16 protein-coding genes, 2 tRNA genes and 1 pseudogene are annotated in these 22,597 nt (G+C 72.0%); 7 read left to right on the plus strand and 12 right to left on the minus strand.

Annotated elements, in window-relative coordinates; all coding sequences use genetic code 11:
* The 5 genes from clpX to VIW71_RS20670 all read right to left on the minus strand — a co-directional run.
* Positions 1-1,018 (minus strand): ATP-dependent Clp protease ATP-binding subunit ClpX (gene clpX, locus VIW71_RS20650; RefSeq protein ID WP_331623908.1); only part of this gene is annotated, 1,018 nt, incomplete at its 3' end.
* 163 nt (positions 1,019-1,181) lie between these two features.
* Positions 1,182-1,820, minus strand: coding sequence for an ATP-dependent Clp protease proteolytic subunit (locus tag VIW71_RS20655; protein ID WP_414720799.1), 639 nt, complete (start codon positions 1,818-1,820; stop codon positions 1,182-1,184).
* Positions 1,821-1,967: 147 nt separating this feature from the next.
* The gene (locus VIW71_RS20660) at positions 1,968-2,585 is read right to left on the minus strand and encodes an ATP-dependent Clp protease proteolytic subunit (protein WP_331623954.1); all 618 of its coding nucleotides are present in this window, start codon (positions 2,583-2,585) and stop codon (positions 1,968-1,970) included.
* 278 nt (positions 2,586-2,863) lie between these two features.
* On the minus strand, positions 2,864-4,318 hold the full coding sequence (gene tig, locus VIW71_RS20665) for a trigger factor (protein ID WP_331623909.1): 1,455 nt from the start codon (positions 4,316-4,318) through the stop codon (positions 2,864-2,866).
* A 208-nt stretch (positions 4,319-4,526) separates the two neighbouring features.
* Positions 4,527-4,603, minus strand: a tRNA-Pro gene (locus VIW71_RS20670).
* 111 nt (positions 4,604-4,714) lie between these two features.
* Between VIW71_RS20670 and VIW71_RS20675 the strand changes: the two genes are divergently transcribed.
* Positions 4,715-4,788: transfer RNA gene (locus VIW71_RS20675), tRNA-Gly, on the plus strand.
* A 253-nt stretch (positions 4,789-5,041) separates the two neighbouring features.
* Here the strand turns inward: VIW71_RS20675 and VIW71_RS20680 are convergent.
* Positions 5,042-5,494, minus strand: a complete 453-nt coding sequence (locus tag VIW71_RS20680) for an Lrp/AsnC family transcriptional regulator (protein ID WP_331623910.1) — start codon at positions 5,492-5,494, stop codon at positions 5,042-5,044.
* A 129-nt stretch (positions 5,495-5,623) separates the two neighbouring features.
* Between VIW71_RS20680 and VIW71_RS20685 the strand changes: the two genes are divergently transcribed.
* The gene (locus VIW71_RS20685; RefSeq protein ID WP_331623911.1) at positions 5,624-6,688 is read left to right on the plus strand and encodes an asparaginase; all 1,065 of its coding nucleotides are present in this window, start codon (positions 5,624-5,626) and stop codon (positions 6,686-6,688) included.
* Here VIW71_RS20685 and VIW71_RS20690 read toward each other — a convergent pair.
* Both VIW71_RS20690 and VIW71_RS20695 read right to left on the minus strand, forming a co-directional pair.
* Complete coding sequence (locus VIW71_RS20690) at positions 6,653-6,847, minus strand: hypothetical protein (protein WP_331623912.1); 195 nt, start codon at positions 6,845-6,847, stop codon at positions 6,653-6,655. The genes VIW71_RS20685 and VIW71_RS20690 overlap by 36 nt on opposite strands.
* A gap of 148 nt (positions 6,848-6,995) precedes the next feature.
* Positions 6,996-8,138 carry a PP2C family protein-serine/threonine phosphatase gene (locus VIW71_RS20695; RefSeq protein ID WP_331623913.1) on the minus strand — a complete coding sequence of 381 codons (1,143 nt, stop codon included), beginning with the start codon at positions 8,136-8,138 and terminating at the stop codon, positions 6,996-6,998.
* Between the two features lie 130 nt (positions 8,139-8,268).
* On the opposite strand from VIW71_RS20695, the gene VIW71_RS20700 reads away from it, so the two are divergent.
* Entirely contained in the window at positions 8,269-9,498 is a 1,230-nt protein-coding gene (locus tag VIW71_RS20700; RefSeq protein WP_331623914.1) for a GNAT family N-acetyltransferase, read from the plus strand.
* Positions 9,499-9,553: 55 nt separating this feature from the next.
* On the opposite strand, the gene VIW71_RS20705 is transcribed toward VIW71_RS20700, so the two are convergent.
* The 4 genes and pseudogenes from VIW71_RS20705 to VIW71_RS20720 all read right to left on the minus strand — a co-directional run bounded on the left by VIW71_RS20705 (position 9,554) and on the right by VIW71_RS20720 (position 12,036).
* On the minus strand, positions 9,554-10,372 hold the full coding sequence (locus VIW71_RS20705; RefSeq protein ID WP_331623915.1) for an Fpg/Nei family DNA glycosylase: 819 nt from the start codon (positions 10,370-10,372) through the stop codon (positions 9,554-9,556).
* 8 nt (positions 10,373-10,380) lie between these two features.
* Positions 10,381-10,869 (minus strand): ribose-5-phosphate isomerase, encoded by a 489-nt coding sequence (locus VIW71_RS20710; RefSeq protein ID WP_331623916.1) that lies wholly within the window; start codon positions 10,867-10,869, stop codon positions 10,381-10,383.
* A gap of 48 nt (positions 10,870-10,917) precedes the next feature.
* Positions 10,918-11,349: pseudogene (locus VIW71_RS20715) on the minus strand (biotin transporter BioY); the annotation flags it as partial.
* Between the two features lie 24 nt (positions 11,350-11,373).
* Complete coding sequence (locus VIW71_RS20720; protein WP_331623917.1) at positions 11,374-12,036, minus strand: DsbA family protein; 663 nt, start codon at positions 12,034-12,036, stop codon at positions 11,374-11,376.
* A 227-nt stretch (positions 12,037-12,263) separates the two neighbouring features.
* Here VIW71_RS20720 and pepN point away from each other — a divergent pair, with 227 nt between their 5' ends.
* From pepN to malQ, 4 genes are all read left to right on the plus strand, one after another.
* Positions 12,264-14,855, plus strand: coding sequence for an aminopeptidase N (gene pepN / locus VIW71_RS20725; RefSeq protein ID WP_331623918.1), 2,592 nt, complete (start codon positions 12,264-12,266; stop codon positions 14,853-14,855).
* A 321-nt stretch (positions 14,856-15,176) separates the two neighbouring features.
* Positions 15,177-16,175: a hypothetical protein gene (locus VIW71_RS20730; protein ID WP_331623919.1), complete on the plus strand. Its 999-nt coding sequence runs from the start codon at positions 15,177-15,179 to the stop codon at positions 16,173-16,175.
* A gap of 495 nt (positions 16,176-16,670) precedes the next feature.
* Positions 16,671-19,979: a S8 family serine peptidase gene (locus tag VIW71_RS20735; RefSeq protein ID WP_331623920.1), complete on the plus strand. Its 3,309-nt coding sequence runs from the start codon at positions 16,671-16,673 to the stop codon at positions 19,977-19,979.
* Between the two features lie 265 nt (positions 19,980-20,244).
* Positions 20,245-22,401 carry a 4-alpha-glucanotransferase gene (gene malQ / locus VIW71_RS20740; RefSeq protein WP_331623921.1) on the plus strand — a complete coding sequence of 719 codons (2,157 nt, stop codon included), beginning with the start codon at positions 20,245-20,247 and terminating at the stop codon, positions 22,399-22,401.
* Positions 22,402-22,597 lie beyond the last annotated feature (196 nt).

Below are 22,597 nucleotides of genomic sequence, written 5' to 3' on the forward strand. Positions count from 1 at the left end.
CGAACATCTTCTTGTACTGCTTGACCAGGGCGTTGCGCGGCTCGGTGAGGATCTGGACCAGCGCGTCGCGGTCGAGCGGGCTCACCGTCGTGATGACCGGCAAGCGTCCGATGAACTCGGGGATGAGCCCGAACTTCATCAGGTCCTCGGGCATCACCTCGTGGATCGAGTCGGCGAGGTCCTTGGGCGAGTGCAGCTCGCTGCCGAAGCCGAGGCCCTTCTTGCCGTTGCGCGACTCGACCAGCTTCTCCAGGCCAGCGAACGCACCGCCCACGATGAACAGGACGTTCGTCGTGTCGATCTGGATGAACTCCTGGTGGGGATGCTTGCGGCCCCCCTGCGGCGGCACCGAGGCGGTGGTGCCCTCCAGGATCTTCAGCAGCGCCTGCTGCACGCCCTCGCCGGAGACGTCCCGGGTGATCGACGGGTTCTCGCTCTTCCTGGCGACCTTGTCGATCTCGTCGATGTAGATGATCCCGGTCTCGGCCTTCTTGACGTCGTAGTCCGCCGCCTGGATCAGCTTGAGCAGGATGTTCTCGACGTCCTCGCCCACGTACCCGGCCTCGGTGAGGGCGGTCGCGTCGGCGATGGCGAAGGGCACGTTGAGCATCCGGGCCAGGGTCTGGGCCAGCAGGGTCTTGCCGGAGCCGGTGGGACCGAGCAGCAGGATGTTCGACTTGGCCAGCTCGATGCCGTCGTCGTGGCCGGGGCGGCCGTTCTCACCCGCCTGAACGCGCTTGTAGTGGTTGTAGACCGCGACCGAGAGCGCCTTCTTCGCGGGCTCCTGCCCGACGACGTAGCTCTCCAGGAACTCGTAGATCTCGCGCGGCTTGGGCAGGTCCTCCCAGCGCACCTCGGAGGACTCGGCGAGCTCCTCCTCGATGATCTCGTTGCAGAGGTCGATGCACTCGTCGCAGATGTACACACCCGGGCCTGCGATGAGCTTCTTCACCTGCTTCTGGCTCTTTCCGCAGAACGAGCACTTCAGCAGGTCTCCACCGTCACCGATGCGTGCCACGAGGTGTTTCCCCTTCGCCTGGGATCCGCCGGCCTTCAACGGAGCCTGGTGCTTCTCTCATCGACGGTACCTTGCCGCGCCCCCCGTGCGGGCCCCCCTTGGACGTACTCGCTCACCGAGTCCAAGGAGGGCCACGGGCGCGCCGGAACCCTTTACCGGACAGTCAGACGTTCACGGAGCTCTTGCGGGTGGACACGATCTGGTCGATCAGACCGTAGGAAAGCGACTCCTCGGCGGTGAGGATCTTGTCCCGCTCGATGTCGTCGCGGATCTGCTCGATCGGCGTCGTGGAGTGCTTGGCCAGCATCTCCTCCAGCTGCTGCCGCATCCGGATGATCTCGTTGGCGGCGATCTCCAGGTCGGACACCTGGCCGCGGCCGGTCTCGCTGTACGGCTGGTGGATCAGCACCCGGGCGTTGGGCAGCGCCATCCGCTTGCCGGGGCTGCCGGCCGCGAGCAGCACGGCCGCCGCGGAGGCCGCCTGGCCCATGCAGACCGTCTGGATGTCGGGCTTGACGAACTGCATCGTGTCGTAGATGGCCGTCAGGGCGGTGAAGGAGCCACCGGGGCTGTTGATGTAGACCGAGATGTCGCGGTCGGGGTCCATCGACTCCAGGCAGAGCAGCTGCGCCATGACGTCGTTGGCGGAGGCGTCGTCGATCTGCACGCCGAGGAAGATCACCCGCTCCTCGAACAGCTTCGCGTACGGGTCGTACTCGCGGATGCCCTGCGAGGTGCGCTCGACGAAGCGCGGGATGACATAGCGGGCCTCGGCGCCGAACACACCGGGCCGCTCGGCCATGGTGCGCTCGTACAGGCCGCTACCGGGGAAGTTCAAGGGGTTCACGTCCACCGTCCTGGTGATGAAGAGCTTCGAGGGATCTGGGGGGCGGGGCCGGGCCGGTGCCCGTGGGCTCGGGCCGTGCGGTGCCCGGGCGCGCGGCCGGGCTCAGGCGCCGGGGCCGCCGGCTCCGGTGCCGCCGCCGCCGGGGACATGCGCGGCGGACAGCATGACGCCGTCCAGCAGCCCGTACTCCTTGGCCTCCTCGGCGGAGAACCAGCGGTCGCGGTCGGAGTCCTTGGTGATCTGCTCGAAGGTCTGGCCGGAGTGCTGCGCGATCAGTTCGGCCATCCGGCGCTTGGTGTGCAGAAGCTGTTCGGCCTGGATCTTGATGTCGGTGGCGGAGCCGCCCAGGCCCGCGGAGGGCTGGTGCATCAGGATGCGGGTGTTCGGCAGCGCGAACCGCTTGCCGGGAGTCCCCGCGGTGAGCAGGAACTGGCCCATCGAGGCAGCCATGCCCATGGCGATCGTGACGACGTCGTTCTTGATGAACTGCATCGTGTCGTAGATGGCCATGCCGGCGGTCACGGAGCCGCCCGGGCTGTTGATGTAGAGGTAGATGTCCTTGTCCGGCTCCGCGGCCAGGAGGAGGAGCTGTGCGGTGATCTTGTTGGCGATGTCGTCGTCGACCGCCTGGCCGAGGAAGATGATTCGCTCGCCGAGCAGTCGGTTGTAGACCTGGTCGCCGAGGCCACCGAAAGTCGGCTCGCCGGCGGCGGAAGGCATCGGAGTCGTCACGTATCCACCTGCTCGTTGTCGGACGGTCGTCAGGCCGTCACAGGGTCTTCGTCAGGGCCCGGGGGGCCCACCTACTTACGGACCCTAACGCGCAGGTGGGGCCCGGCAATCCCGTACGGCGAACTGTTCGCTGTGAGCGCAGGGTGGCCACGGGAGGGCGAAACGGGGGTACGGGTCGGGTGCGGCACGGGTGCGGTCGCGGTGTACGGGTACGGGCCCGGACGCGGGCGGCGTCCGGGCCCGTCACACGGTGTGCGGGGGCCGGATCAGGCCTTGGCGGCCGGGTCGTCGCCCTCCCCTTCGGCGGCGTCCACGGGAGCCGCGTCCTCGGCGGTGGTGCCCTCGGCGGTGTCGGACGCCTCGGCCCCGGCCTCGGAGGAGGCGGTGACCGTCTCCCCGTCCTCGTCCTCCTCGTCCGCCAGGTCCACCGTCTCACCGTTGGTGTCGGTGACCGTCACGGCCTCGACGACCACGGCCAGAGCCTTGCCGCGGGCGACCTCGCCGACCAGCATCGGCACCTGGCCGCCCTCGACGACGGCCTGCGCGAACTGGTCCGGGGTCATACCGGAGGTGGCGGCGCGGCGCATGAGGTGCTCGGTGAGCTCCTCCTGGTTCACCGACAGCTTCTCCTTGTTGACCAGCTCGTCCAGGATGAACTGGGTCTTGATGCCCTTGACCGCCTGCTGCTCCAGCTCCGCGTCGTACTCCTCGCGCGTCTTGCCCTCGCGCTCCAGGTACGTCTCCCAGGTCAGCCCCATGGACGGGAACTGGTGGTGCTCCAGGTTGTGGGTGCGGGTCTCGACCTCGTCCTTGAGCAGCTTCTCCGGGACCGGGACCTCGGCCAGCTCGATGAGGGCGTCGAGGACCTTCTCCTGGGCCTGGGTGGCCTGGTCGTACGACTTCATCCGCTCCAGGCGCGTGCGGCTGTCGGCGCGCAGCTCCTCGAGGGTGTCGAACTCGGAGGCGAGCTGGGCGAAGTCGTCGTCCAGCTCGGGCAGTTCGCGCTCCTGCACGTCGGTGACGTCGACCTTGACGGTCGCCTCGCGGCCGGCCGCGGAGCCGCCCTTGAGCTCGGAGGTGAAGGTGGCCGAGCCGCCCTTCTCCAGGCCGATCACGGCCTCGTCGATGCCGTCGAGGAGCTGGCCGGAGCCGATGGTGTAGCTGACGCCCTTGGCGACGCCGTCCTCCAGCACCGTGCCGTCGACCGAGGCCTCCAGGTCGACCACGACGAGGTCGCCGTCGGCGGCCGGCCGCTCGGCGGGGGTGGTCGAGGCGAAGCGGTCGCGGAGCTGCTCCAGGGACTTGTCGACGTCCTCCTCGGAGACCTCGATGGCGTCCACCACGACCTCGATGCCGGAGTAGTCCGGGATCTCGATGGTCGGGCGGATGTCCACCTCGGCGGTGAACTTCAGCTCGTCGCCGTCGTTGAACTCGGTGATGTCCACGTCGGGCTGGCCGAGCACGTTCAGCTCACCCTCGTTGACCGCCTCCGTGTAGAACTTCGGCAGCGCGTCGTTGATGGCCTCTTCGAGGACCGCGCCACGGCCGAACCGCTGGTCGATGACGCGCGCAGGGATCTTGCCCTTGCGGAAGCCCGGCACCGTGACCTGCTGGTTGATCTTCTTGTACGCCGCGTCGAGGCTGGGCTTGAGCTCCTCGAAGGGCACCTCGACAGTGAGTCGAACCCGGGTCGGGTTCAGAGTCTCGACGGCGCTCTTCACGGTTGGGTCTCCTTGGGGGCTTTACGTTGATGGGGGCACCTCGCGGGACATGCCGTCATGACATGCCGTACGCGGCCACGCCGCCTGCTCGGTCGCCAGCGGCCCATCCTACCGGTACCACAAAGGTCGCGGGCGGGGTCGTACGACGGCCTGCCACGCCCGGCGACCGGTTGTCCGCGACCCCGCGCCCCGGCCCATACGGAACTACTGGTCGGGGTGGCCGGATTCGAACCGACGGCCTTCCGCTCCCAAAGCGGACGCGCTACCAAGCTGCGCCACACCCCGCTGGTGCGACACGTAGAGTACATGTCCCCGTACGTGTGGGCAGCCGTTATTTCACCCACCACGGCACCGGTTCGACCGGCTACCATGCGATGTGCCAGAATCTCTGTCACTGCGGGCGTAGCTCAATGGTAGAGCCCTAGTCTTCCAAACTAGCTACGCGGGTTCGATTCCCGTCGCCCGCTCCACATGGCAGCGGCCCATGTCGCGGAGGGATTCCGCTTCCTGGGCCGTTGCCTTTCCCGCTCTCGTTCCAGCCGCCCGCGCTCCCGACCTGCCCGTTCCGGCCGGCAGCCGCTTGACGCGCGGCGGGGCGTACGCCCCGGCGACGGTCGGCGCACCGGCACCGGCCTCCGGCCGGGAGCTTCCCGCCGGGCGCGACCCCAGAACCCGACAGCCGCCGGCGTGGCGTGCTCGCGGGCGGATCGCCGGACCCGGGAGTCAGTCGACCGGGAGGCCCTGGGGGTTCTTGATGCGCTTCATGATCATCTGGGAGTTGACGTCGGTCACGCCCGGGAGGGCGATGAGCTTCTCGGTCCAGAAGCGTTCGTAGGCGTCGGAGTCGGCCACCGCGATGCGCAGCAGGCAGCCGGGCGCGCCGTAGAGGCGATAGGCCTCGACGACGTCGGGGGTGGACTGGAGCTCGGCCTCGAAGGCGGCGACGGAGTCGCGGTCGCGGCGGACCTCGACGGAGGCGAAGACCTCGAAGCCGCGGCCGACCGCGACCGGGTCGACCACGGCGCGGTAGGTCTGGATGACGCCGTCGTCCTCCAGTTGGCGGACGCGGCGCAGGCACGGGGACGGGGTGAGGCCGACGCGCTGGGCCAGTTCCTGGTTGGTGAGGCGGCCGTCGGCCTGCAGCTCGCGCAAGATTCGTCTGTCGATAGCGTCCATGAGAGTGATTTCTAACATGATCAAAGGCGAATACTGGCGCGTATTCGCAATCATATGGCAAGTCTACGCGCATATCATTGTGCTGGAGGAAACTGCGTACCAGGCGTACTAGAGGGAGGCAGGAGCATCGTGCGACGCGTTGTGGTCATCAGCACGGGAGGCACCATTGCCAGCCGCTGGCAGGGCGACGGGTACGCGGCCGAGGCCGCGGGGCAGGAGGTGCTCGCCGCCGGCGCCGTGCCCGAGGGCGTGGATGTACGGGTGGTGGACCTCTTCACGGTCAACAGTTCGCGGCTGACCACGGACCACCAGCTCCGGCTGCTGCACACGGTGCACGACGTGCTGGCCGACCCCGCCGTGGACGGCGTCGTGGTCACGCACGGTACGGACACCCTGGAGGAGTCCGCCTTCTTCCTCGACCTGTTCCACGCCGACCGCCGCCCGGTGGTCTTCACCGGCGCGCAGCAGCCGCTGGACGCGGAGGACGGGGACGCCGCCGGGAACCTCTACGACGCGCTGCTGACCGCCGCGACCGGCCAGGACATCGGCGTCGTGATCGTCTTCGCGGGCCAGGTCTTCGCGGCCCGCGGCACCGTGAAGAAGCACACCGTGGACGCGCGCGCCTTCGGCGACCCGGACGGAACGCCGCTGGGCCGGGTCCAGTTCGGCCGGGTGAGCTGGGCCCGGCGCCGGCCGCGGCCCAGGGCGCTGCCGCTGCCCGCCGAGGGCGTCACCGCGCCGCGGGTGGACATCGTGATGCACCACAGCGACGGCGACACCGTCCTGCTCGACGCCTCACTGGCCGCCGGGGCACGCGGCGTCGTCCTGGTCGGCACCGGGGCGGGCAACGCCACCCCGGAGATCGCCGACGCGGTACGCAAGGCCACCGCGGACGGCGTCCTGGTGGCGGTCAGCACTCGGGTGGCGGCAGGGGCGGTGGCACCGCTGTACACCGGCGGCGGAGCGGTGGACCTGGTGGCCGCCGGGGCCCGGCTGGCCGGCACGCTGCGTCCGGGGCAGGCCCGTATCGCCGTCCTCGCGGCCCTGCTGGCCGCCGGCACGGCGGGGGCGGCAGGGGCGCAAGACGCCGACGCCGACGCCGACGCCGACGGGATCCTGAGGGGCGTGCTGGAGGCCGCACCGCAGGCCCAGGCCGCCTCAGAGCTTTATCTGGTTGATGGTGTCGGCCAGTGACGTCAGGAAGCGGTTGACGGACGGCGCCATGTTCGTCGAAGCGAGGAAGAAGCCGAAGAGGGCGGCCACGACCGCCGGTCCCACCTTGAGGGACTTGCTCCGGATCATCACCACCAGGACGATCGCCAGCAACACCACGACGGACAGGGAGATAACCACAGCGGATCACTTCCTCTTTCGGTAATTCCATGCCGGTCCGGGAACCGCGCCCCCGCCCCGCCCGCACTCATGGTGCCATCGGCCACCGACAGCGGTGAGCCGACCGGGCTTCCGACACCTGTGTGGCTCATAGTCCCATTCCCGGGGGCTAGTCGCGGCACACCACGAGCAACGCCCGGTCGTCGTTGACGTCTTTGGCCACCGCCTCGATCAACCGCCAGGCGGAACCGCGGAATCCGGTCGCGACGAGCCGGTCCGCCGCGCCGATGAGCCGGTCAATGCCCTCGGTGATGTCGCGGTCGGCGGTCTCCACCAGGCCGTCGGTGAAGAGCAGCAGCACGTCGCCGGAGCTCAGCGTCCCCTTCACGCCGTGGAATTCGGCGCCGTCGTACACCCCGAGCAGCGGCCCCTCGGCCGCCTTCTCCTCCCACCGTCCGCTGCCGGCGTGCAGTTGGACACCGGGCAGGTGCCCCGCGGACAGCAGTTCGTAGTCGCCGCTCTCCAGGTCCAGGACGAGGTGGACGGAGGTGGCGAAGCCCTCGTCCCAGTTCTGCCGCAGCAGATAGCCGTTGGCGGCGCCGAGGAAGGCGTGCGGCGGCAGCGAGCCCAGCAGGCCGCCGAACGCCCCGGACAGCAGCAGGGAACGGGAGGCGGCGTCCATGCCCTTGCCGGAGACGTCGGTGAGGACCGCCTCCAGGACCCGGCCGCCCGCGGTGCGGGTGGCGACCACGAAGTCGCCGGAGAAGGACTGGCCGCCGGCCGGCCGCAGCGCCATCTCGGCGTGCCAGCCGCCGGGCAGCCGCGGCAGCCTGCTCTGCACCCGGATGCGTTCGCGCAGGTCGAAGAGCATGGTGTGGCCGCGCCGCCAGGGCACGCCCACCCGCGCCCGGAACTGCGCGATGATCAGCCCGGCCAGCGCCACCGCGGTCACCACCAGCACCGTTCCCGGGGTGACCCGCGCCGGGCCTTCCCCGTACGGGCCAAGCACCGCCGACTCCGCGACCAGGGCGACGGCGCAGGCCGCGTAGATCAGCAGCAGGCTGGCCGGGCGCAGCAGCAGCCCGCCGGCCAGGATCGGCAGGACGAGCGCGCTGGGCGGGCACCAGACGGGCACGATCACGGTGGTGACGGCGAGCGCCGGAACGGTGAGGACGATGACGGCCAGGCCGGTCCAGTCCGGGGCGTCGCCGCGGAAGTAGTCGACGGCGGAGCGGCGCACACCGAGCCGGGCCCGGCGCAGCCGCCTGCGCCACCTGAGCCCGGTTCCGTCGCCCGCCACACCTTTTGCCATGTCCCGGCGACCCTACCGAGCGACGGCCCGGCCGTGCAGGGCGCGTGGCCTGTGAGCTGTGCCGCCCACGCGTGGGCGGGGTGCGGAAATACGTTCGCCCGGCGCCCCGTCCGGCTGGTAGGCAGGGAGGATGACGACCGATGTGCGAGTGCTGGAACCCGATCAGTGGGACACGTTTTTCGACCGCCTCGGGCGGGCGTTCGGCGGGATGCTCGACGCCTCGCAGGAGCGCGAGCTGTGGCGTCGGCTCACCGAGGTGGAACGGTCGTTGGCGGTCTGGGACGACGACGGCATCGTCGGCACGGCGGGCGCCTTCTCGTTCCGGATGACCGTCCCGGGCGGCGCCCCGCTGGACGTGGCGGGCGTCACGATGGTCAGCGTGCAGCCGACCCACCGCCGCCGCGGCGTGCTCACCTCGATGATGCGCAGGCAGCTCGACGACTTCCGCGAACGCGGCGAGTCCGTCGCGATCCTGACGGCCTCCGAGCCGGTGATCTACGGCCGATTCGGTTACGGCATCGCGGCCCGGCAGATGTACGCCTCGGTCGACTCCACGCGGGTGGTCTTCGCCGCCCCGAAGGGCGTGGACGCGGTACGGATGCGGCTGGTGCCCGCGGCCGAGGGCCGAGAGAGCTGCGAGTCGGTGTACGCGCGGAGGATCCCGGCACGACCCGGCATGCTCGCCCGGCAGCCGGGCTGGGACGCGCTGCCGGTGCTCGACCCGCCGGAGGACCGGGCCGGCGCCGGCGAGCTGCTGTGCGTCCTGGCCGAGGTGGACGGTGAAGTACGGGGCTACGCGCGCTACTCGGTGCGGTCGGGCTGGAACAACGCGGGTGCCGACGGCACGGTGAACCTGCGGGACGTCGAAGCACTCGATCCGGTGACGTACGCGGCGCTGTGGCGTTACCTCGCGGGCATCGACCTCACCTCGCGGCTCGTCTTCCGCAATCGCCCCGCCGACGACCCGCTGCTGCACCTCGCCTCGGACATGCGCCGCTGCGAGATCGGCCTGCGCGACGGCGTGCACCTGCGGCTGGTGGATGTCGGCGCGGCGCTCGCGGCGCGCACCTACGCGGGCCCGGTGGACGTGGTGCTCGACGTCGAGGACGCCTTCTTCCCGGCCAACACCGGCCGCTGGCGGCTGACCGGCGACGCGAAGGGCGCGGTCTGCGAGCGGACCGCGGACCCGGCCGATCTGGCGCTGCCGGTAGGGGTGTTGGCCGCGGCCTACCTGGGCGGGCCGTCGCTGCGGGCACTGGCCGACGCGGGTCTGGTGCGGGAACTGCGGCCGGGCGCGCTGACGGAGGCGTCGGTGGCCTTCCGCGGTGTGGTGGAGCCATGGCTGCCGCACGGGTTCTGAGGGCGGCCGGGCGGCGGCGGTCCTGGACGCGCCTCCCGTACGGGCCCGCGTACGGCTACCCGGCCGCGGGCGGCTGGCAGGTGGGGCACCAGAAGAGGTTGCGGGCCGCGAGGGGCCGCGTACGGACCTCCGTACCGCACAGCAGGCAGGGCTGTCCGGCGCGGCGGTAGACGTAGACCTCGCCGCCGTGGTCGTCCCGGCGCGGCGGGCGGCCCATCGCCTCGGGCATGTGCTCGGGACGTACCGTGTCGATCCGGTTGGTGCGCACCCCCTCGCGCATCAGCGCCGCCAGGTCGGCCCACATCGCCTCCCACACCGGCGCGGCCAGCGCGCGGCCCGGCAGCAAGGGGTCCACGCCGTGCCGGAACAGCACCTCGGCGCGGTAGACGTTGCCGACCCCGGCGATCACCTTCTGGTCCATCAGCAGGGCGGCGACGCTGACCCGGGAGCGGGAGATCCGCGCCCAGACCCGGCCGGGGTCGTCGGCGGGGCGCAGCGGATCGGGGCCGAGCCGGTCGTGCACGGCCCGCTTCTCCGGGTCGGTGATCAGCCGGCAGGCGGCCGGCCCGCGCAGGTCCGCGTAGTGCCCGGGCGTCGCCAGGCGCAGCCGCACGGTGTCGGTGGGCGGGGGCGCGGGCCCGTCCCCGAAGCCGTACTTCCCGATCAGCCCCAGGTGGATGTGGACCCAGCCCACGGGCCCGAAGCCCAGGAAGAGGTGTTTGCCGTGCGCCTCGGCCGCTTCCAGCGTCTGCCCGTCCAGCAGGGCGGCGCCGTCCGAGAACTTGCCCTGCGGGCTGCTCGCACGCACGGCCCGGCCGCCGAACCGCTCCTCGTGGTCGGCGGCCAGGCGGTGGATCGTGTGGCCTTCCGGCATCGCCCGGGTCAGTCCTGTCCGGGGCCGCCGGCCGGCAGCGGCGGCAGCTCACCGGTCTCCTCGTACGCGGCGAGCATCCCGATACGGCGCTGGTGGCGCTCCCCGTGCGAGAACGGGGTGGCCAGGAAGATCTCCACGAACTTCAGGGCCTCTTCCAGGGTGTGCATCCGAGCCCCGATGCTCAGCACGTTCGCGTCGTTGTGCTGCCGCGCGAGCGAGGCGGTCTGCTCGCTCCACGCGAGCGCCGCGCGCACACCCTCGACCTTGTTCGCGGCGATCTGCTCGCCGTTCCCCGATCCGCCGATCACGATCCCGAGGCTTCCGGGGTCCGCCACGGTGCGCTCGGCCGCGCGGAGGCAGAACGGCGGGTAGTCGTCCCCCGCCTCGTAGACGTACGGGCCGCAGTCCACGGGCTCGTGCCCGCCGGCGGTGAGCCACTCCGCGATGTGGGTCTTGAGTTCGAAACCGGCATGATCGGAGCCGAGGTACACGCGCATGGGGACGAGTGTCCCACGCGGGGTGCCCCGGAGCGGGGGCACCCTCGCTCAGCGGCGGTCCAGCAAGCGCCAGGCCGTCGGCAGCGCGCCCATCGCCAGGGCCGCTTTCAGGGCGTCGCCGAGAAGGTACGGGCGCAGGCCGAGGTCGACCGCCCGGCCGGCGGACAGGTACGCGGAGACCGCGAGGTAGGGCACCCCGATCGCGTAGATGACCGCCGAGCCGAGGACCGTGACGGCGGCCATGCGCAGAACCGTACGGTCGGCGCCGCGGCGGGCGAGCGCGCCGACCACGCCGGAGGCCAGGATCATGCCGAGGATGTAGCAGAAGCTGGGCATGGACCAGCCGGAGGTGCCGGCGGCGAACCAGGGCAGGCCGGCGACGCCGGCGGCGGCGTACTCACCTCTGTGACGGCAGATGGGGCGGGCGTTCGTACGCCCGCCCCATCGCATGCGAGACCCCGGCACTTCTATGGGAATCCGCCAATTCGGGCCGCTTGAAGGCGATCAGTCGAAAGAGGGGCCCTTGGTGCGGGTGCGCTTGATCTCGTAGAAGCCCGGGATGGAGGCGACCAGCAGCGTGCCGTCCCAGAGCTTGGCCGCGTCCGCGCCGCGCGGGGTGGGGGTGACGACCGGGCCGAAGAAGGCGATCTGCTCGCCGTCGGATCCGGGCACGGCGACGACCGGGGTGCCGACCTCCTGGCCGACCTTGTCGATGCCCTCCTTGTGGGAGGCGCGCAGTTCGGTGTCGTACGTGTCGGTGTCCGCGTAGTCGGCCAGGCTCGCGGGGAGGCCGACCTCTTCCAGGGCGGCGACCAGGGTCTCCCGGGTCTTGGGGAGAGCCTGGTTGTGGAAGCGGGTGCCGAGCGCGGTGTAGAGCGGACCGACCACCTCGTCACCGTGCTGCTGCTGGGCGGCGACCACGACGCGGACCGGGCCCCAGCCCTCGTCCCGCAGGAAGGCGGCGACCTCCTCGGGGAGCGTGTCGAGTTTGTCCTCGTTGAGCACGGAGAGGCTCATCACGTGCCAGCGGACCTGGACCGGGCGGACCTTCTCGACCTCCAGCATCCACCGGGACGTCATCCACGCCCACGGGCAGAGCGGGTCGAACCAGAAGTCGGCCGGCGTCCGGCCGGGTTCGGGGGCGGTTTCGGGGACGGTCGCGGTCACTGCCTACTCCTCGTACGGGATGCTGCGGCCCGGGCCGGGCGCTGTCTTCCGTGACGCACAACATACGGGCGGCGCGACGGCATTCCCCGGGTGCGTCCGCGGGTGACCCGGTGTGCCGCTGCTGTGCCGCGACCGCTCGTACGACCGGCTTTCCCCACCTGCCGCGGCGGGGCCCGCGTGGGAGGATGCGCTGTCGCCCCCAGTACCGGACGAAGAGGAGCCCGCTTGTGCCCGGCGAGAACCTGAGCCGCGAGGAGGCCCGCGCGCGGGCCGCGATCCTGTCCGTCGAGCGGTACGACGTGGCGCTGGACGTACGGTCGGCCGTGGAGCCGGGCGTGCCCGGACAGCAGCGCACCTTCCGCTCGACGACGGTGATCGACTTCCGCTGCTCGCAGCCGGGCGCCTCGTCCTTCGCCGACCTGGTGGCGCCGGCCGTCACGTCGGTACGGCTCAACGGCCGGGACCTCGACCCGGCGGCGGTCTTCGACGGGACCCGGATCTCGCTGGACGACCTGGCCGAGCGCAACACTCTGGTGGTCGACGCCCGGTGCGCGTACTCCCGTACCGGCGAGGGCCTGCACCGCTTCGAGGACCCGGAGGACGGCGAGGTCTACCTCTACACGCAGTACGAGCCGGCCGACTCCCGCCGGGTCTTCGCCAACTTCGAACAGCCGGACCTGAAGGCTCCGTTCACCTTCCAGGTGACCGCACCCGAGGGGTGGACGGTGATCGGCAACCAGGCTCCCGACGGAGAGCCGGCTCCGGCCGACGGCGGCGGCGCGACCGTGCGGTTCCTGCAGACGCAGCCGATCTCGACGTACATCACCGCCGTGGTCGCCGGCCCCTACCACGTGGAGCAGGACCACTACACGCGGACCGGCGACGACGGGGCGGCGCTGGACATCCCGTTGAGCGCCCTGTGCCGCAAGTCGCTGGCCAGGCACTTCGACGCGGACGAGATCTTCACGGTGACCAAGCAGGGCCTGGACTTCTTCCACGACCACTTCGACTACCCCTATCCGTTCGGGAAGTACGACCAGGCGTTCGTGCCCGAGTACAACCTCAGCGCGATGGAGAACCCGGGGTGCGTGACGTTCCGGGAGGAGTTCGTCTTCCGCGGGAAGGTGACACGGGCGGCGTACGAGCACCGGGCCAATGTGGTGCTGCACGAGATGACGCACATGTGGTTCGGCGACCTGGTGACCATGCGCTGGTGGGACGACCTGTGGCTCAAGGAGTCCTTCGCGGAGTTCATGGGCACCTTCTCGCTGGCGGAGGCGACGCGGTACGCCGAGGGGTGGATCACCTTCGCCAACCGCCGCAAGGCGTGGGCGTACCGCGCCGACCAGCTGCCGTCCACGCACCCGGTGGTCGCGGAGATCCGCGACCTGGAGGACGCCAAGCTCAACTTCGACGGGATCACCTACGCCAAGGGCGCCGCCGTGCTCAAGCAACTGGTGGCGTACGTGGGGCGGGAGGCGTTCCTGGAGGCGTCGCGGCGGTACTTCAAACGGCACGCGTACGGCAACACGACCCTCTCCGACCTGCTGTCGGTGCTCGGCGAGACCTCGGGCCGGGACATGGCCGCGTGGTCGCGGGCCTGGCTGGAGACGGCGGGCGTCAACTCGCTCACGCCGCAGGTGGTGTACGACACCGAGGGCCTGATCACCGAGCTGTCGGTGCTCCAGACGGCGGAGGAGTCGCACCCCGAACTGCGCCCGCACCGGGTCGCGGTGGGTCTGTACCGGCGGACGCCGGGCGGCGCGCTGGAGCGGTACGCGCGGGCCGAGACCGACGTGGCCGGCCCGGTGACGGTGGTCGAAGAGCTGGCCGGGCGCGAGCGGCCCGATCTGATCCTGGTCAACGACGACGACCTGACGTACTGCAAGATCCGTTTCGACCCGGCGTCACTGGACACGCTGCGGGACCACCTGGGCGAGCTGAGCGATCCGCTGGCGCGTGCGCTGGCCTGGTCGGCGGTGTGGAACCTGACCAGGGACGGGCTGATGCCGGCCGGCGACTACCTGGCGCTGGCGCTGCGGTTCGCAGGGCGCGAGAGCGACATCGGCGTCCTGCAGTCCCTGCACCAGCAGGCACGGTCCGCGCTGACGCACTACGTGGCCCCGTCCGGGCGGGCGGCGGCGGCCGCCACGCTGGCCGAGGGCGCGCTGCGCGAACTGCGGCTGGCGGAGCCGGGCAGCGGGCACCAGCTCGCGTGGGCCCGGTTCTTCGCGGCGGTGGCGTCGTCGGCGCCGGACCTGGGGTTGCTCCGGGGACTGCTGGACGGGACCGCGAAGATCGACGGGCTGGACGTGGACCAGGAGCTGCGGTGGACGTTCCTGGAGACGCTGACGGCCGAGGGCGAGGCGGACGCGGCGGTGATCGCGGCGGAGCGTGCCCGGGACGACACCGCTTCGGGGCACCGGCACTCCGTGCGGTGCCTGGCGGCCCGGCCGTCCGCGGAGGTGAAGGCGGCCGCCTGGGCGGACGTCGTGGAGTCCGACGCGCTGTCCAACGCGCTGGTGGAGGCGACCATCGCCGGCTTCGCCCAGCCCGGCCGGCGGGAGCTGCTCGTCCCCTACGTGGAGCCGTACCTCGCCGCGCTGGAGCGGGTGTGGGCGTCCCGCTCGATCGAGATCGCCATGGCGATCGTCCGCGGGCTCTTCCCCCACCTCCAGGACGACCCGGCGACGCTCGCCGCGACCGACGCGTGGCTCGCCTCCCACGAGGCGGCACCGCCGGCCTTGCGGCGCCTCGTCCTGGAAGCCCGCGACGACCTGGCGCGGGCGCTGCGCGCGCAGGCGTGCGACCAGGGTTAGCCACGGAGCGCGGCGCCCCGCCGGGCGCGCGTGCCCCCGCGCGGTGACGGCGGTCCGTGCGGGGTCGCGGTGAGTTCGGCACCCGCCGGCCGCGCCGTCTCGGTCCCCACCGTCGGTCCCCACCGTCGGGGCGGGCCGGGGGCCACGGAAGGCCCCCTCGGCCCGCGGCTGCCGGAGGGGCCCGGGCGACGGTTCTCGGCCCGCGGGCGGAGAACCTTCTCGGCAAGCGTAGGGGTTGGCTTTAGCGCAGAGTTGTGCCGGTTTGTCGACGGCTGTGTAACAGCGGTTAGGGAGCGGTCGGGCGGCGGGAAACACGGGTGCATGAACGCGAACCAGTACACCCCCCACGCCCTGGACCGTCTCGCGCGGGTCGGGGAAGGCGTGATGACGGTCCGTCAGCTGCGGGAGCACGGAATCACCGGCGCGGTGATCGCCGAGCGGTGCCGGCCCGGCGGGCCGTGGCAGGAGTGGCTCCCGCAGGTGTACCTGCTGCACGAGGGACCGCCGAGCAGCGAGGAGCGGGTACGGGCCGCGCTGCTGTACGCGGGACGGGGGCCCGGCACGCACGGGCCGGCCGGCGGCGGGCGGGAGGCGATGGTCACCGGACTGGCCGCACTCGCGCTCTACCGCTTCGACTGCGTACCGCCGCTGCCCGGACTCCCCCGCATCGACGTCCTCGTGACGAGGCAGCGCCGGCTGCGGGACGCCGGCGACGTCGTCCTGCACCGGGCCCGCGACCTGCCCCGCCCGCAGGACGTCGGCGGACTGCCCTGCGCGCCCGCCGCCCGCGCGCTCGCAGACGCGGTCGCACAGCTGGACGACACCGACACCGTTCGGGTGCTGTTCACCGAGGCGGTACGGGCCGGGCACTGCGACGCGTCGGCGGTGGTACGGGAGCTGGCCGGGGCCGGGCTGCTGGACCGGTTGTACGTCCGCGGCGCGCTGGACGTACTGCGGGCCGAGGGCCGGACGGCGGCCGAGCAGCGGCTCTACACAATGACGCGCTGTCACCAACTGCCCGACCCGGTGTGGAACGTGACGCTGACGCTGCCGGGCGGGCCGCCACTGGGGGCGGTGGACGCGTACTGGCCGGAACACGCGGTGGCCGTCGTCATCGACGCGCGGATCGAGCAGGAGGCGGCGGGGGCGCACGCGACCCGGCAGCGCGAGCGCCTCGAAGCGCTGGGCATCACGCTGGTGTACGTCACTCCGGCCAAGCTCCGGGACGCGATGGAGCAGCAGGCGGCGGTCGTCAGAACCGCCCTGATGGCCTCGCCTGACGGCTCGCCCGCCGCCTACGTGGTGGTCACCCCGAGGTAGGCGACGAGGACACCGGCCGGCACCGGCCCGCGACCGCGGTCACTCAGGGCGTGACCCGCGACCCATCGTCGAACACTCGTCCGCGTACGCCGAATACCCGGTTCCGCACTCCGCCACCGGACTCCTCGTCAGATCGCGGGACGCTCCTCACCCGTCGTTCACCCGAACAGGGGAACGCGCCCGTTGTGCCCGATTGGGCGCACTATGTCGCTGATGGCGCGTGGCGGAAACACGTCATGACCTGCCCACGGTGAGGTCAATACTCCCCAAAGAGCGCCCGACTCCATCAATGTGAGCGGTCGTAGGACTCCGCACTTCGAACACGACTCCGACGAAAATCACCTCGACGCGCACACGGTTTCGTCACAGATCACTTCGACACCCCGCCGCACAGGGTCGCAGCGAAACAGCGACACAGACACAGACACAGACACACACGGTTCGACACCCGCGGTTTCGCACGACACGACCTCGACCGTCCGAACAGGGATGCCCATGCCACTCGATCAGATATCCGCGAAGAGACGCGCGGTGCGCGTAGCGCTGGCGGCCGGCCTGGCCGCCACGCTGTCGGCCGCCGGGCCCGCCTTCGCGGTCGCCGACCCGGCGCCCGACTCCCCGGCCACGGCCGCGCCGTCCAAGCAGGCCGGAGCCCACGGCGACAAGCTCGGCGCCGCCGACGCCACGCTGCTGGCCGAGGCCAAGGCCGACGGCGACAAGAACGTCAGCTTCATGGTCGCCACCAAGCCCGGCGACACCGAGCAGGTCAGCGCGGCCCTGCACGCGAAGGGCGCCAGCGTCGGCCTGACGTACGACAACCTCGGCTACGTCCGCGCCACCGTGCCGACCGCCAAGGCGGACTCGGCGATCGCGGCGGCCCAGAAGCTCCCCGCGGTGCTGGCGATCGATCTCAAGCAGGAGATCGTGCTGGACGACCCGACCCCGGCCGCGGACACCACGGCCGCCGCCGCCTCGCACCAGGGGTCCGCGACCACGTACCCGGGCCCGGGCGCCGACACCCCGGCGAAGAACCCGTACCAGCCGTCTTTCGAGACCGGCGCGGTCGACTTCGTCAAGGACAACCCGACCGCGGACGGCCGGGGCATCACCATCGGCATCCTGGACTCGGGGGTGGACCTCGGCCACCCGGCGCTGCAGAAGACCACGACCGGCGAGCGGAAGATCGTCGACTGGGTGACCGCGACCGACCCGATCCTGGACGGCGACGCGACCTGGCGCGCGATGGTCACCGAGGTGACGGGGCCGGGCTTCACCGCCTCCGGCCGCACCTGGACCGCCCCCGCGGGCACGTTCAAGTTCAGCCGGTTCTCCGAGGCCGCCACCAAGGGCGGCGACATGAACGGCGACCTCAACCGCGACGGTGACACCACCGACGTGTGGGGCGTGCTCTACGACCCGGCCGCGGGGACCGTCCGGGTGGACCTGAACAACAACGCGGACTTCACCGACGAGAGCGCGATGAAGCCGTACAAGGACGGCTTCCAGATCGGGTACTTCGGCACCGACGACCCGGCCACCGCGATCGCCGAGGCGATCCCGTTCACCGTGGAGATCCGCAAGGACGTCCCCATGGACCCGTTCGGCGGTCCGTGGATCGGCAAGACGGCGGACTTCGTCAACATCGGCGTGATCGAGTCCGAGCACGGCACCCACGTGGCCGGCATCACCAGCGCCTACGGGCTGTTCGGCGGGAAGATGAACGGCGCCGCCCCCGGCGCGAAGATCGTCTCCTCGCGGGCCTGCACGTGGAGCGGCGGCTGCACCAGCATCGCCCTCACCGAGGGCATGATGGACCTGGTCGTCAACCGCCACGTGGACATCGTCAACATGTCCATCGGCGGCCTCGGCGCGCTCAACGACGGCTCCAGCGCCCGTGACGCGCTCTACAAGCGGCTCATCGACACCTACGGGGTGCAGCTCGTCATCTCCGCCGGCAACAGCGGCCCCGGCCTCAACACCATCGGCGACCCGGGACTGGCCGACCACGTGCTGAGCGTAGGCGCGACCATCTCCAAGGAGACCTGGGCGGCCAACTACGGCTCCCAGGTGACCGTGCCGTACTCGCTGCTGCCGTTCTCCTCCCGCGGCCCGCGCGAGGACGGCGGTCTGGCGCCGGTCATCACCGCGCCGGGCGCGTCGATCAACACCATCCCGACCTGGGAGCCGGGCGGGCCGGTGAAGGAGGCGGGGTACTCCCTGCCGCCCGGTTACGCCATGCTCCAGGGCACCTCGATGGCCTCCCCGCAGGCCGCCGGCGCCGCCTCGCTGCTGCTGTCCGCGGCCGAGCAGCGCGGCCTGACCGTCACCCCGGCGCAGCTGCGGACCGCGCTGACCAGCACCGCTCGCGAGATCCGCGGCTTCCAGACGGTCGCCCAGGGCGCCGGCCTGATCGCCGTCGGCCCGGCCTGGGAGCTGCTGAAGAAGGGCGGGACCACCGACACGTACACGGTCAAGGCGCCGGTCGACACGGTCCTGTCGGACTTCCTGGTGACCCCCGGCTTCGGCACCGGCGTGTACGACCGCGAGGGCGGCCTGACAGCCGGCCAGAAGCGTACGTACACGGTGACCGTGACCCGTACCAGCGGCACGGCGGACGACCAGTGGCACTCGCTCGGCTGGGCGCACAACGACGGCTCCTTCCGGCTGGCGGTCTCGGGGGTCAAGCTGCCGCTGAACCAGCCGGTGGCGGTGGAGATCACCGCGAAGCCGAAGTCCGCCGGCCTGCACAGCGCGCTGCTCAACGTGGACAACCCCCGCACCCGGGGGATCGACACGCAGATCTCGGCGGCCGTGGTCGTCTCCTCGCCGGTCGAGCAGCCGTCGTACACGCTGAGCCGCTCCGGCACCATCGAGCGGGACAGCACGACGTCGTACTTCGTCACCGTGCCGGCCGGCGTGACCTCCCTGGAAGTCGCCCTGGACGGGCTCGCCGCGGGCAGCCAGACGCGGTTCATCACCCTTCACCCGTACGGTGTCCCGGTCGACCCGACCGCGACGACCAACTGCTACCCGAACTACGACAACCCGGCGAACACCTGCCGGCCCGACACGCGGTTCTACGCCAACCCCCTGCCGGGCGTCTGGGAGATCGAGGTGGAGGCGCGCCGCACCTCGCCGCTGCTGGACAACCCGTACACACTGACCGTCTCCGCGCTCGGGGCGGCCTTCGACCCGGCCGTGAAGACCCTGGACGAGGCGAAGGTCGGTACGCCGACGCCGGTCTCCTGGAACGTCACCAACGAGTTCGCCGCGCTCCAGGGCAAGCTCAAGGGCGGGGCGCTGGGCTCGGCGTTCACCGCGAAGCCGACGATCGCCCAGGGTGAGACGCAGACCACCGAGCTGACCCTCGGCTCCGGCGTCTCGCGGCTCGACGTGACGATCGGTTCGCCGTCGGACACCGCGGCCGACCTCGACCTGTACGTCTTCCGGAACGGCGTGCTCGTCGGCCAGGCGGCGGACGGTGACTCGGAGGAGTCGGTGGTGCTCGTCAACCCGGCACCCGGTACTTACACCTTCGAGGTGGACGGTTACGCGGTCCCGGCCGGTACCACCACCTACGACTACGAGGACGTCTTCTTCTCCGACAGCCTCGGCCAGGTCACGGTGGACGACTCGGCCGTGATCGACCTGCCCCACGGCGCCTCGGCGCCGGTCTCCGCCTCGGTCCTGGCCATCTCGGCCGCACCTGAGGGCCGCCAGCTCTTCGGCGAGGTCCAGCTCCTCGACACCCGCGGCTCGGTCGCGGGCACGGGCAGCGTGATCATCACGAAGACCGTGGAGTAGCGAGACCGGGCACCACAGGCGGGGCGGGCGCTCAGGGGGCGCCCGCCCCGCCGCTTTCTCCGTCCGCCGCGGACACGGCGGCCGCCGTCGGCGGGGAGCGCGCCCCGGGTGGACCCGTGCTCTTCGCCCCGTCCGCGCGGTTGGTGCGGGCGGGAACAATCCCCCGCACAGCAGGCACCCCGCGGAAGGGGGAAGGGTAGTCCGCGGAAGGGGCGGGTAAGGGTCTGGGCACGTGGCCCGGAACCCGAGGAAGGGCGGTCCCCGCATGGACCTCTTACGGCTGGCCGGGCTGTACGGCGTGGACGTGACGTACGAACCCGCCCCCGGCAAGGCCGTACCGGTCCCCCGGGAGACCCTGATCTCCGTACTGGCGGCACTCGGCGTGGACGCCTCCGGGCCGGACGCCGTGCGCGACGCCCTGGCCGCGTACGAGGAGCGCGAGGGGCACCGCCTGCTCCCCGCGTGCACCGTCGTCCGGGTGAACCGCGGCACCCTCGCCCAGGCCCTGGACGGCCGCCTGCCGGGCGGCACCCGGGTGACGGTGGAGACGCGGACCGGCGAACCCCTGGCACGGCCGCCGGGGGTGCCCGGACGCTACCGCCTGCACGCGGTTACCCCCGACGGCCGTACCTCCCAAGGCGACCTGATGGTCGCCCCCGAGCGGCTGCCCGGTCCCCCCGCGCGGACCTTCGGCTTCATGGCCCAGCTCTACTCCACCCTGTCCGCCCGGTCCTGGGGCATGGGCGACCTCGCCGACCTGGCCGATCTCGCCGCCTGGTCGGGCCGCGGCCTCGGCGCCGGCTTCCTGCAGATCAATCCGCTGCACACGGGTGTGCCGGGGCCTCCGGCGGACCCGTCCCCGTACCGTCCCTCCTCCCGCCGCTTCCCCGATCCGGTGTACCTGCGGGTGGAGGAGATCCCGGAGTACGCCCGTCTCCAGCCCGAGGCCCGCGAGCACGCCGCACGCCTGGTGCGGAAGGCCGCCGCCCTGCGCGACAGCGTCCTGCTCCAGGACGCGCTGATCGACCGCGACGCGGTGTGGGCGCTGAAGGCGGAGGCGCTGGCGCTGGTGCGGGAGGTGCCTCTGAGCCCGGGCCGCCGCGCCGCGTACGCCGGCTTCCGCGCCGAGCAGGGCCAGGCACTGGAGGACCACGCCACCTGGTCCGCCCTGGCCGAACTGCACGGTCCCGACTGGCACACCTGGCCCGCCGGGCTGCGCGATCCCCGCTCCCCGCAGGTGGCACGCGCCCGCGCCCGGCTCCTGGAACGGGTGGAACACCATTGCTGGCTCAGCTGGCTGACGGACAGCCAGCTCGATGCGGCGCAGCGGGCCGCCCGGGACGCCGGTATGACGGTCGGCGTCGTGCACGACCTCGCCGTGGGCGTGCACCCGGCCGGCTCCGACGCCTGGTCGATGCAGCCGGTGCTGGCCGGCGGGATGTCCATCGGGGCGCCCCCGGACGCGTTCAACTCCCGCGGCCAGAACTGGGGCCTGCCGCCCTGGCGTCCGGACGCGCTGGCGGCCACCGGCTACGCCCCGTACCGCGACCTGATCGCCCGGCTGCTGAGGCACGCCGGCGGCCTGCGGGTGGACCACGTGATGGGGCTGTTCCGGCTGTGGTGGGTGCCGGAGGGCCGCCCGCCGACCGAGGGCACGTACGTCCACTACGACGCCCAGGCGATGCTCGGCCTGCTCGCCCTGGAGGCGTACGAGGCCGGCGCCGTCGTGATCGGCGAGGACCTGGGCACGGTGGAGCCGGGCGTCCGCGAGGAGCTGGCCGACCGGGGCATCCTCGGCACGTCGGTGCTGTGGTTCGAGCGGGACTACGGAACCGGGAACGATGACCGCGGGGACGGCGGGGACGGCGGGGACGGTGAAAACGGCGGAGAGGCCGGCCACCGCCCGCTGCCGCCGTCCGCGTGGCGGGCAGCCTGCCTGGCCACTGCGACCACCCACGACCTGCCGAGCACCGCGGCCCGGCTGACCGGCGAGCACGTCGGGCTGCGGCACCGCCTCGGCCTGCTGAGCCGCCCGCTCGCCGAGGAGGAGGCGGCGGACGCCGCCGAGGTCGCCGAGTGGCTGGCGCTGCTCGCCCGGGTCGGGCTGCTCCCGGAGGGTGCGGCGGACGAGGAGGCGGTGGTGACGGCCGTGCACCGGTTCCTGGTCCGCACCCCGGCCCGGATGATCGGCGTGTGGCTGCCGGACGCGGTGGGCGACCGCCGCCCGCAGAACCTGCCGGGCACCACGGACGAGTACCCGAACTGGCGGCTCCCGGTCGCCGGCCCCGACGGCACCCCGCTCAGCCTGGAGCAGCTTGCCGCCTCCCCGCGGCTGCGCGCACTGGCGGAGGCGGTGCGGCGGGCGCTCGGCGGGGGCTCGCCGGACCATGCCGGGACGGGCCCGCAGCCGCTGGAGGGCTGACGCCCGAGTTCCTGGAGCGGGAGGCCGAGGAACGAGGCCACCCGCGCAGGGAACGAGCAGAAGACCGACCAAGGGGCGGAGGGCTGACGCCCGAGTTCCTGGAGCGGGCGGCCGAGGAACAAGACCACCCCCGCAGGGAACGAGCAGAAAGACCGACCGAAACCGCGGGATGGCCGTGGGCCCGTACCACCCGTGT

This window comes from Streptomyces sp. (assembly GCF_036524955.1).
GTDB lineage: Bacteria > Actinomycetota > Actinomycetes > Streptomycetales > Streptomycetaceae > Actinacidiphila.

What these genes read in the sequence shown, in the direction of transcription:
- malQ (WP_331623921.1), top strand. Translation starts at nt 20,245, where the DNA reads ATGGACCTCTTACGGCTGGCCGGGCTGTACGGCGTGGACGTGACGTAC.
- VIW71_RS20660 (WP_331623954.1), bottom strand. Translation starts at nt 2,585, where the DNA reads ATGCCTTCCGCCGCCGGCGAGCCGACTTTCGGTGGCCTCGGCGACCAG.
- VIW71_RS20700 (WP_331623914.1), top strand. Translation starts at nt 8,269, where the DNA reads ATGACGACCGATGTGCGAGTGCTGGAACCCGATCAGTGGGACACGTTT.
- VIW71_RS20710 (WP_331623916.1), bottom strand. Translation starts at nt 10,869, where the DNA reads ATGCGCGTGTACCTCGGCTCCGATCATGCCGGTTTCGAACTCAAGACC.
- VIW71_RS20680 (WP_331623910.1), bottom strand. Translation starts at nt 5,494, where the DNA reads ATGGACGCTATCGACAGACGAATCTTGCGCGAGCTGCAGGCCGACGGC.
- VIW71_RS20735 (WP_331623920.1), top strand. Translation starts at nt 16,671, where the DNA reads ATGCCACTCGATCAGATATCCGCGAAGAGACGCGCGGTGCGCGTAGCG.
- VIW71_RS20730 (WP_331623919.1), top strand. Translation starts at nt 15,177, where the DNA reads ATGAACGCGAACCAGTACACCCCCCACGCCCTGGACCGTCTCGCGCGG.
- VIW71_RS20695 (WP_331623913.1), bottom strand. Translation starts at nt 8,138, where the DNA reads ATGGCAAAAGGTGTGGCGGGCGACGGAACCGGGCTCAGGTGGCGCAGG.
- VIW71_RS20655 (WP_414720799.1), bottom strand. Translation starts at nt 1,820, where the DNA reads ATGGCCGAGCGGCCCGGTGTGTTCGGCGCCGAGGCCCGCTATGTCATC.
- VIW71_RS20705 (WP_331623915.1), bottom strand. Translation starts at nt 10,372, where the DNA reads ATGCCGGAAGGCCACACGATCCACCGCCTGGCCGCCGACCACGAGGAG.